This is a genomic window from Orenia sp. (assembly GCF_055140805.1).
The window spans coordinates 17564-28152 of sequence record NZ_JBSQYM010000014.1; the positions used below are offsets into that span (position 1 = coordinate 17564).

The 10589-nt window shown below is 32.3% G+C and carries 8 protein-coding genes; all 8 read left to right on the forward strand.

Annotated features, from left to right (window positions below):
• Nucleotides 1-187: 187 nt before the first annotated feature.
• The 8 genes from lpxD to ACTCDL_RS03020 all read left to right on the forward strand — a co-directional run bounded on the left by lpxD (nt 188) and on the right by ACTCDL_RS03020 (nt 10442).
• The gene (gene lpxD, locus ACTCDL_RS02985; protein ID WP_463173894.1) at nt 188-1228 is read left to right on the forward strand and encodes a UDP-3-O-(3-hydroxymyristoyl)glucosamine N-acyltransferase; all 1041 of its coding nucleotides are present in this window, start codon (nt 188-190) and stop codon (nt 1226-1228) included.
• A gap of 2 nt (nt 1229-1230) precedes the next feature.
• On the forward strand, nt 1231-1869 hold the full coding sequence (locus ACTCDL_RS02990; protein ID WP_463173895.1) for a YjbH domain-containing protein: 639 nt from the start codon (nt 1231-1233) through the stop codon (nt 1867-1869).
• Between the two features lie 373 nt (nt 1870-2242).
• Entirely contained in the window at nt 2243-3943 is a 1701-nt protein-coding gene (locus ACTCDL_RS02995) for a S8 family serine peptidase (RefSeq protein ID WP_463173896.1), read from the forward strand.
• Nucleotides 3944-4186: 243 nt separating this feature from the next.
• On the forward strand, nt 4187-5287 hold the full coding sequence (locus ACTCDL_RS03000; protein ID WP_463173898.1) for an LptF/LptG family permease: 1101 nt from the start codon (nt 4187-4189) through the stop codon (nt 5285-5287).
• A 187-nt stretch (nt 5288-5474) separates the two neighbouring features.
• Nucleotides 5475-6560 (forward strand): LptF/LptG family permease, encoded by a 1086-nt coding sequence (locus tag ACTCDL_RS03005; RefSeq protein ID WP_463173899.1) that lies wholly within the window; start codon nt 5475-5477, stop codon nt 6558-6560.
• 7 nt (nt 6561-6567) lie between these two features.
• Nucleotides 6568-9249, forward strand: a complete 2682-nt coding sequence (locus ACTCDL_RS03010) for a hypothetical protein (protein ID WP_463173900.1) — start codon at nt 6568-6570, stop codon at nt 9247-9249.
• Nucleotides 9236-9814 (forward strand): LPS export ABC transporter periplasmic protein LptC, encoded by a 579-nt coding sequence (gene lptC, locus ACTCDL_RS03015; protein WP_463173901.1) that lies wholly within the window; start codon nt 9236-9238, stop codon nt 9812-9814. Before ACTCDL_RS03010 ends, lptC begins: the two co-directional genes overlap by 14 nt.
• Nucleotides 9804-10442, forward strand: coding sequence for an OstA-like protein (locus tag ACTCDL_RS03020; RefSeq protein WP_463173903.1), 639 nt, complete (start codon nt 9804-9806; stop codon nt 10440-10442). The genes lptC and ACTCDL_RS03020 overlap by 11 nt, the downstream gene beginning before the upstream one ends.
• Nucleotides 10443-10589: the final 147 nt, after the last annotated feature.

Sequence of the window (10589 nt, forward strand, 5' to 3'; positions counted from 1 at the left end):
TATTTTTACATAAATATTTGGTAGTCTAGCAAAAATAGAGTTATAATAAACTTAGGTTCAACAATAAAATTTGTACTTAACATTAATTATAATAGATATTACAATATTTTAGTTATTAGAAGTTAGAAATCTGGAATCAGTAGTAAGTATAACTTTTATAGATGCTTTGCTTAAAAGGAGGCACAAAATGAGAAGAACTTTAAAGGAGATTGCAAAATTAGTTGGAGGAAGAGTGATTGGAGATGAAGATATAGAGATAGATGGGGTTGGGGGGGCAGAAAACGCTAATTCAGGAGAGTTAACCTTTGCTTTAAATGAGGAGTTCTTCCAATTAGCTCAACAGAAGGCAGAAGCGATTTTGGTAGTAGAGAGTTTAGCTGTTGGGAAGAACTCTAAGCCTTTAATTATTGTAGATAACCCTAGATTGGCTTTTGCCAAAGTTGCTAATCTATTTGCTTTTAAACCTTATTATCGACCAGGAATAAATAAAAATTCTAATATAGATGAGAATACTGAGATAGGAGAGAATGTTTCTATCCATGCAGGAGTGACAGTTGAAGCTGGAGCAAAGATTGGTGATAATGTAGTTTTAGCTCATGGTGTATACATAGGGCATAATGTGACTATTGGTCAAGATAGTATAATTCATCCTAATGTAGTGGTAGAATATGATTCTCAGATAGGAAGTAGGGTTGAGATTCATCCTAACACTGTAATTGGTTCTGAGGGTTATGGATTTGAGCCTAGTGAGGATGGTTACATTAAAATTCCTCAATTTGGCAATGTGATTATAGAGGATGATGTGGAAGTTGGCTCGAATGTTACTATAGATAGAGCAGCAACAGCATCCACAATTGTAGGTCAAGGGACTAAGATAGATAATTTAGTTCATATAGCTCATAATGTAGAGATTGGTTCTGACTGCTTAATAGTAGCCCAAGTGGGTATTGCAGGAAGTGCTAAGATTGGCAATAGGGTAACTTTAGCTGGTAAGAGTGGTGTGGTAGGGCACTTGACTGTAGGTGATAATACTACATTAATCTCTAATAGTGTCATTACCAATGATGTGCCACCTAACTCTGTTATTTCAGGTTATCCAGCCCATGACCACCGCTTAGAGAGAAGAATTAAGGTTGCTAGAAAGAAATTACCTGCTTTGCTTAAGAAAGTTAGACAATTAGAAGAAGAAATTAAAAATATGGAAGAAAAATTAGAAAAGGAGAGATAAAGTTGAAAAAAATAAGGTTATTAACTTTAGCAGTACTGATATCGTTGATGGTGACTCCTATAGCTAATGCTAGCACTTTTGGTGTTAATGGGTTGGTGACTGTTCCAACAGCTGATATGTTAGACCCTAGTGAATTAAATCTGACTTATCAACATGTTGGAGATGGAGATCTAGTGTTAGGTAGCTATGGCCTAAAAGAAGGTTTGGAGATAGGAGGAGTAGCTCAGTGGCCAAATGGTCTTGATGATGATGGTGACAATTACCTGCTAGTGAAAGTGAATGTACTCAAAGAGGATGCTAATTATATGCCAGAGATGTCTTTAGGTATAGTTGATCGTAGCCTTTATTTAGTAGCTAGTAAATCCACTAATTTCTATGGGATTAGAGCTCATTTGGGTGTAGCTGATAAAGATATGATTAAAGATAGAGTTTTTGTAGGTGTAAATAAAGTCTTAAATCCAGTTACTATTTCTAGTGGAGATGGAGCTTTTAATATTCCTACCACTACAGTATCTGTTGAGTATAATGATGGTGTCAATTTAGGTGCTAATTTTGATTTTGGTTCAGGTATCTCTGCTGATTTAGGAGTACTGGACTTTGATGATTTTACCTTTGGGATTAATTTCAAAAATAAATTTTAGTTTATAAAAGCCTTTAACCTGTTGGTTAAAGGCTTTTTAGCTTTCCCTAATTTACTAAAAGGGGATATAGGTATTTGTCGGGAATAATATATTATATAATTTTATTTGAGTATAATGAGAAATATTTTTAAGGTATAGATTTATATGGGTATATTGCGACACTTTAAAAATTAGCGTGAGTGGGTGTGTGAGTGTGAGTAAACCCCAATAAAAAGAGGTTTTGCAGATACTCACACTCATAGCTCACACTTGACATGAAGTGTCGCAATATCTCTATATGGTATCAAATTTAAATCTGATTCTAAAGATGATAGAAGATTGAAATTTTACAGCTGACTTATGAAATTCACTGTTGAGAAAGGGAGAGAGGATATTGACGAAATTAGATTATAGAGGGACAATCTTATTACTTGTGTTGTTTTTATTATTAATTATTACTGGGTGTAGTGATTCTGGAGATTTAGGTGATGCTTCTAATCATATTAGAGGGCATATCACTTTAGCTAATACTCCAATAGAGTCTGTAGCTACTCAGTCCTCAGCTCCAAAGGTTAAGAGTAATGTCAAAGCTTTAAGAAAGAGTAGTGAAGGTGATGACTATGTTCCAGATGAGATTATAGTCTCTGTTCAACAAGGAGCAGATATTAAACGGTTATTACAGAAGTATAATCTGAGTGTAAAGAAGAGTATCAAGGAACTAGGTGTTAAGACCTTAACCGGGATTGGAAATAGGGATATTAATACTTTGGTAGAAGAACTTAATAATCAGCCAGAAATTAAGTATGCAGAGCTGAATAAAATAGTTAGAATTATGAGGGTAGGGGTTAATGACCCCTATTATAGTACTGAACAATGGAACTATTTAGCAATTAGTCTCCCTGAAGCTTGGGAGATAAATACTGGTAGTGCAGAAGTAACTGTAGCTGTAATCGATACAGGGATAGATTTAGATCATCCAGATTTGAAGGGAAGCCTCGTTTCAGGTATTGACTGTATAGATTATCTACCTGATTCTGAAACTGGTTTTATTACCTATGATGAAGATGATTTTCCAGGTCCCGAGGATAGAAATGGTCATGGAACCCATGTTGCAGGAGTTATTGGAGCTACAGTTAATAATCAATTGGGGGTAGCAGGAATTAACTGGAATGTAAATATTATCCCAATAAGAGTTTTGGATAGTGATGGTTATGGACGTATGGATAATATAGTCGCTGGCATTAAATGGGCAGTTCATTATAAAGCTGATATAATTAACTTAAGCTTAGGAATAAATAAAGCGGATAAGGCATTGGCTGATGCTATAGATTATGCTTATAATAAAGGTTTAACTGTAATTGCAGCTGCTGGTAATGGTGGGGGGAGTGGTGATTTACTTTATCCAGCAAACTACAATAACGTAATTTCTGTAGGCTCTATCAATCAAAGTTACCAACGTTCCTACTTCTCCAATTATGGAGATAACCTTGACTTTGTAGCACCTGGAGAAAATATTTATTCTACTTATGGAACCGCTTATCTAACAGGTGGGGAAATTTATCATTTAAATAGTTATAAGTATGAATCTGGTACCTCTATGGCTACTCCTCATGTCTCAGGTGTGGCAGCTTTGCTTTTAGCTCAGGCTAAAGCTCAAGGTAAGAGTTTAACTCCAGAACAGTTAAAAGAAGAGCTGAGGTTAACAGCCCAAGACCTTGGTGATAAGGGTAGAGATGATCAGTATGGCTATGGTTTAATCAATGCCCATGCAGCTTTAGCTGATGCTAGAATTACTAAAGCTAAGGTCTTTACAGGTGAAGAGATTGATTATCTTAATTATGAAATTAAATTGAAGAGTAATATAATACAGGTAAGTGAAAATGGTACTTATGCATTAGAGAATAATGATGAAGGGAATTACTATGTGTATTGTTGGATAGATTTAGATCAAGAAGGAGAAGTGGGATATAATAAGATAGATAAAGGAGATTATTTTGCTAGAACCTCTAGCCCAGTAGGTTCAGGAAATAACACTAATTTAGAGCTTAATTTAATTACTGAAGATAATTTTGAAGAGTTAGAGATTATAGATTAGAACATTTTATTGGGATAGGGTTATTTCTTTCTATTGAATTTTAGGAAGAGTAGCCTTATTTTTATTGACTATAAGAGGATATGTTTAAATAAATTATTATCTGTCGATTTTTACCTACTAAGGGGAGCAGGTAAATGTCGAAGTTATATCTAATATATATAATAAGTTTTCATTATTTTTCTTTAAGAAAGTTAAAATTTTGAAAAAATTATCAATAATTAGAACTATAAGGGGAATCGATGTATGAGTAAGTTCAGAATTTCTTTAGTAGATAGATATCTGATTAATGAATTTTTAAAGCCTTTTATCTTCTTTATCTTTGCTTTGACTATTATTATGATTAGTAGCTTCTTATTTGAATTAACAGATTTAATAATTATTAAGAAGGTTCCAATAGATGTAGTGTTAAAGTTATTGTTATATAAATTACCTGATGTTATGGTACAGAGTTTCTCTATCTCTGTCTTATTTTCTACACTACTGTCGATGAGTCAATTTGTAAAAAATAATGAATTTACGGCTCTAAGAATGGGAGGAATCTCTTTACACCGTTTAATCCTTCCAGTTTTAATAATTGGTCTGTTAGTTAGTGGTTTGACTTTTTTTATTAATGAAGAGGTTGTTCCTTGGACCAATCATGAGGCTGAGAATATAGTTAGAAGAACTATTTTACAAAAAGGTTTACCTAACTTGCAGGAGGGGGTATTCTTTAAGATAGATGATAGGTATTTTTATATCGATAATATTGATGAGAGTACTGGTGATTTAAGTAATATTATAATCTATGAGCTTGATAAAGAGGATAAGTTTCCTTTAATCATTACTGCTAATAAGGGGATATTTAAGGATAAAATTTGGAACTTAGAGCAAGGCGTTATGCATGAGTTTGATGAAGAAGGCAATTTAGTTGGGCAGTCAGATTTTACTCAACTTAAATTGAATATAAATGAGAAGCTTAAGAACTTTTATGGTGAGCAGAGAACTACTTCAGAAATGAGTCGAAAGCAGTTGCAGAAGGATATCAAGATATTTCAAGATAGTGGGATAAGTGTCAATTCCTTATTGGTTGATTATCACCTTAAATTATCAAAGGTATTTGCCAGTGTTATCTTCATCTTAATTGGAATCCCCTTGAGTATTAAATCTAGTAAGGGAAAGGCCTTTGGATTAATTATAAGCATAGTCATTATCTTTACCTATTATATCTCTATATCCTTCTGTCGATCTTTAGGGAGAAATCAGATATTAAGCCCCTTAACAGCTGCTTGGCTACCCAATCTTATCTTTGGAATAGTGGGAACATATTTGATCTTTAAAGAAGAGTACTTTAAGTTAAAAGGATAGATAATGCGACACTTCGTGTCGAGTGTGAGCTATGAGTGTGAGTGTGTGTAAAGTTTCTTTTTATTGGGGTTTACTCACACTCACACACCCACTCACGCTAATTTTAAAAGTGTCGCTTTATCCCCAGATTATCTTATTTATTATTAATTTAGATTAGCAAAGTGAAAGTTATTAGAGGTGGATAGAGATGAAATTGATAAAGATAGTTGATAAATATTTAATTGCAGAATTTGTTAAACCTTTTCTCTTTATGGTCTTTGCTTTGACTGTAATTATGATTAGTAGCTTTTTATTTGAGCTAACTGATTTTATAATAATTAAAAAGATACCTAGTGGTGTGGTAGCAAAACTATTATTATATAGAGTACCACAAGTTATGGTAGATAGTCTATCGATGGCTGTTTTATTCTCTACTATTTTATGTTTAAGTCGTTTGGTTAAAGATAGTGAGTTTACAGCATTGAGGATGGCGGGGATAAACTTTTGGAGATTGCTTATTCCATTACTAATTTTGGGACTGTTAATTAGTGGACTAACATATATAATGAATGAAAAGCTAGTCCCATGGTCTAATACTAAATATCATGATATTATTAAATACTCTATTCATAAAAAGGATGATCCTAAACTTCATAAGGATGTCTTCTTTAAATGGAAGGATAGATATTTCTATCTTGGAGAGATCAATGATCAGACTAAGGAGATAAATAAAATAGTTGTTTACGAACAGTCAGGAAAAAATAATAGATTAATCACCTCTATTAAGGGATATGTTGATGGAAGTCGCTTATATTTAAAGGATGCTCTCTTTTATAGTTTAGGAGAAGATAATTATAGTCAAGAAATGAAGAAGGTTAGCCAACTTGAATTTAATATCGGTAAGGATATAAAAGAGTTCTATGGTGAAGAGAAGAAGAGTAATGAGATGAATAGAGCTGAATTAGAAGAGAGGATTGAATTATTTAAAGCTAGTGGTAAGGATATAAGTAAATTATTAGTAGAATATCATTTGAATTTATCTGAGGCTTTAGTATCATTAATCTTTGTCCTAATTGGAGCTCCCTTGAGTATAAAATCTAATAAGGGACGTATCTTCGGGATTATAGCTAGTTTAATTATTATTTTTGTCTATTATGTAATTCAATCAATTAGCCGTTCTTTGGGGTTAAATGGTATCTTGCCTCCCTTTTTGGCAGCATGGTTACCAAATATCATTTTTGCTGTAATAGGATTTATACTAATTTTAAAAGAAGATTATATTAATATTAGATAAAGAGGGAGTGAGGAGAATCAAACTAAATATCCTAAAATTCGTATTAGTAATTATAGTTGTCCTTTTATCTACTCCTCATTCTTTTGCAGAAAGTAATAAAGGTAAGCTCACAGCTGATAGGGTTCAATACTATCGTGAACAAGAGCTGATAATAGCTACAGGACATGCCAAATTGCTAGTTGATGATGTAGAGATTAGTTCTAGTAGTATGGAGATAGATTTAAAGTCTAATATGTTAAATGCCGAGGGAAAAGTACATCTTAAGAATGAGGATGGGGAATTTGATACTAAAAAGTTGAAGTATAATATTAAGACTAAGGAAGGAATATTTATTGAATCTAATGGGATTATTGTAACTGAAGAATCTCAAGACCCAATCTATGTTAAAAGTGCTAAAACAGAGTATGGAAATGATCAGACAAAGATTATAGATAGCGAATTTACTACTTGTGATCTAGAAGAACCCCATTATCATATGAGTTCAACAAGTACTGTGATTTATCCTGGAGACAAGATGATAGCTTATAATGTTGTAATCTGGGAGTTCAATGGGAAGATACCTATTATGTATGTACCGATTTTAATGTACTCCTTTAAAGATAAAAAACCAATGGATATTGAAGTAGGTAATAATCAGGATAGGGGATGGTTTATTAAAACGACCCATCATTATTACCTCAACTCCCAGTATGATAACCCTATACTAAATATGTTAGCTGGAGATTTTGGTCAGTACTATATTGATGACTATAGTAAGTCAGGTTTTGCTGGAGGATTCAAGCATGCTTATCGTACTTTAGAAGATGACCATGCTTATCTCTACCTTTATCTAGATCAAGATAAACAAAGACCCCAAGAAAGCCCTTGGGTTACTATGGAGCTTAATCGTGAACAGGAGTTTAGTGGTATGGATAATAGAGAACAGAACTTAGAATACAGGAATTATTATAATACTAGCTGGACTAGAAGAGAGAAGGGTCTTTATTTAGATTATGATTTTGACCAAGATTTAGCTTTAGAAAATTGGGATACTAGGATTGGATTAGACTATAATAAAGATAAGACCCATGATAATAGAATTACTTTAAATTCATATTTTGATAAGTTAAGAAAGAGGAGTAATGATGATTATATAGGTCTAGATGTATATTACGATTTAGATGATAGAGAGAGTGGCAGATTAGATTCTGAAGCAGACATTAATTTTGATTATCAGCATAAATTTGTAGCAGAGAAGAAGTCAGATGATACTTTAAAGATAGACTTAGATTATAATCGAGAAAAGGATAGATATCAGGGAGAAGATGAACTTAAGAATGAATATGGATCTAACTTCAATTATAGAGGATATATTAATCGTAAAGAGGGGATAAGAGACGATTACTATAATATAGACTTTGGTTATGATAGGATTGATAGAACTAATTGGAGTAGCTATTACAAGTATAATGATAAACTGGACAAGTATCAAATAGATTTAAAGCAATACAAAAGATACTTAACTGACAGCATATATCTAGATTATGATATGGATTATAAATATTATCAGTATCAGGATTATGATGATATTGAGAGAAATGGAGATGCTTTTGAATATCTGACTACCTTGAAACTGGCCCAAAATGAAAGGGTTTATGACTGGTTTATTGAAACCGAGTGGAAAGAGGGGGATATTAGAAATCCTTCGAGTAGTAGTGATATAAATGATAGTTTGGCAGAAACGGATTATTATAATTTACCTAAGGCTGAATTTACACTTAAGCCTGGTCGAATTTGGAAGCCTAAGATACTAGATCCTTTGGAAGTAAGTGTTGGAGGTGTGAGAAGATATAATTATAGATGGAAGGATGATTTATATCCTATTAAAGAACATGGTTACTATAAATTAGATTATAATGATTATTGGAGGATTAATAAAAGCAATAGGCTAAGATATAAAGAACAGTTACAGCAGGATATTTATAGTACTAAGCAACAACGCTTTAGTTATGATAGCCAGTTGGTATTACAGACAGATTTTTTGGAAAATTGGGAGAATAGGTTAGAGCATAATTATCGGATGAATCAAGGAGAAGTAATGATAGGCTTTGAAGAGGCAGAAGAGGATGAACATAATATAGAGTGGGAGTTGAATTGGAGAAAGAATCAAAGTAGATTTAAAGTTGAAACAGGATATGATTTATTAGCAGAAATAGGAGAAGAGTATGATCCTTTAAAGATTACATTTAATTATTTATTAAATGATAATTATACTATTAAAAACAATATTCGATATGATTTAAATGAGATGCATTTTGATAAGATAGATACATCTATACTTGTAGATTATCCGAATTTTGATTATCAATTAGATTTATATTATTATTATGATGAGATTGACGATGAGCTAAATGGAAAATGGGATACTGAATTAGACTGGAAATTTGGTAAAAAAGATTGGGAATGGACAATTAAGTTAGAAGGTAGTTATGACTTTGAAGATGCAGAGTATGATGAAGCCAATTTCAGTATTGAGAAGATGTTACATTGTAGAAAGATAACCTTTAGCTATGATTATGTAGAAGAAGAGATTGCTTTTAAATATCAGATCTTATCATTCCCAGACCATGCTTTTGGAATTAAACGTGAAAAAGGTCAGGTATCATTTGGTGATGGTAACTTAGGAGGGGTTTTAGATGAAGAAAATTAAAATAATATTGGCTATTATATTATTTGTAAGTTTAACCTTTGCTACTCTATCTTTCTTCTATTCTAATGAAAGTCAAGAGGATGATGAGACTTCCCCTGATTATCAGTATCAAATAGATAGTCCCCGTGTTATCACCTATAATAAAGGGGATAAACGTTGGGATATTACTGCTAATCAAATTTTGATTCCAAAATCTGAGGATGAAAAGAAGGAAACTGAAGTTATCTTAAAGGATATTCAAAATGGAGAATTGTTTAATAAAGGAGAGGTTGAATATACCTTGGATGCTGATCAGATAGTTTATTTAAAGGAGACAAAGGATATTAAGTTAAAGGGAAATGTTAGATTAGATAAGCTAGATGGTGAAGAGATTAGGACTGAAAAGTTAGACTGGCTTGATAAAAGAAAAGAATTTGTTACTGATGATAATGTCAAAGTTACCCTTGATGATGGAGAGCTATTTGCTAAGAAGATGAGGATGGATGTAGAAAATGATATCATAGATTTTTCTGGTAATGTAGAGATGGAGTTTGATCTTAAAGGGGATGACCCCAATGAAGACTAAGTTAATTATACTACTATCTTTTATCCTATTTTTTTCTGTTGCGATAAATGCCAAAGAGGCAAAAGAAGGGGTAAAAAAGAATGAAAGAGCCAAGTTAAAAGCTGATAGGTTGAGATATAAGAAAGAAGATAATATATATATAGGAAATGGTAATATCAGATTAGATTATGATGGAAATCTGATAACATCTAATAAGTTGAGATTAGATCGTGATGATAATATAGCTTATTTTAGTGAAGATGTCTATTTACAAAGAGAAGCAGGGGATAAGATTAGAAGTGAAAAATTAGAATTTGATATAGATAATGATATCTTAGTAGCAGAAGATGATGTTAAACTTGATTCTAAAAAGGATGAAAAGCCTTTAAAACTTAGTAGTGAGTATTTGAAGATATGGACTGAAAACGATGATATGGAGGCTAAAAAAGATATTTTGGTCCTCTATGATGGTCAAGAGATTAAAGGAGAGAAATTAAACTATAATGGTCAGAAAGATGAGATGCTAGTTAAAGAGAACGTGGAATTAAAGCAAGATGGTCAATGGCTTAAGAGTGAAGAGGCGATTATCTATATTAAAAAAGGAGATTTTGATGCTACTGGAAATGTTGAGATGGAATTTGATATATAATTATAACTAGAAATATGATAGAGTTTTTACTCTATCATATTTTTTTGGATATATATGGCATTAAAGATTTAACATTTCAATTAGCTACGGATTTTAACCCGTAGCTTCTGTAGAACTCATAATATCGCCACAGGTTAAAACACTGTG

Excerpts from the sequence above, each read along its gene's own strand:
- lpxD (WP_463173894.1), top strand. The coding sequence starts at position 188 with ATGAGAAGAACTTTAAAGGAGATTGCAAAATTAGTTGGAGGAAGAGTG.
- ACTCDL_RS03000 (WP_463173898.1), top strand. The coding sequence starts at position 4,187 with ATGAGTAAGTTCAGAATTTCTTTAGTAGATAGATATCTGATTAATGAA.
- ACTCDL_RS03005 (WP_463173899.1), top strand. The coding sequence starts at position 5,475 with ATGAAATTGATAAAGATAGTTGATAAATATTTAATTGCAGAATTTGTT.
- lptC (WP_463173901.1), top strand. The coding sequence starts at position 9,236 with ATGAAGAAAATTAAAATAATATTGGCTATTATATTATTTGTAAGTTTA.
- ACTCDL_RS03020 (WP_463173903.1), top strand. The coding sequence starts at position 9,804 with ATGAAGACTAAGTTAATTATACTACTATCTTTTATCCTATTTTTTTCT.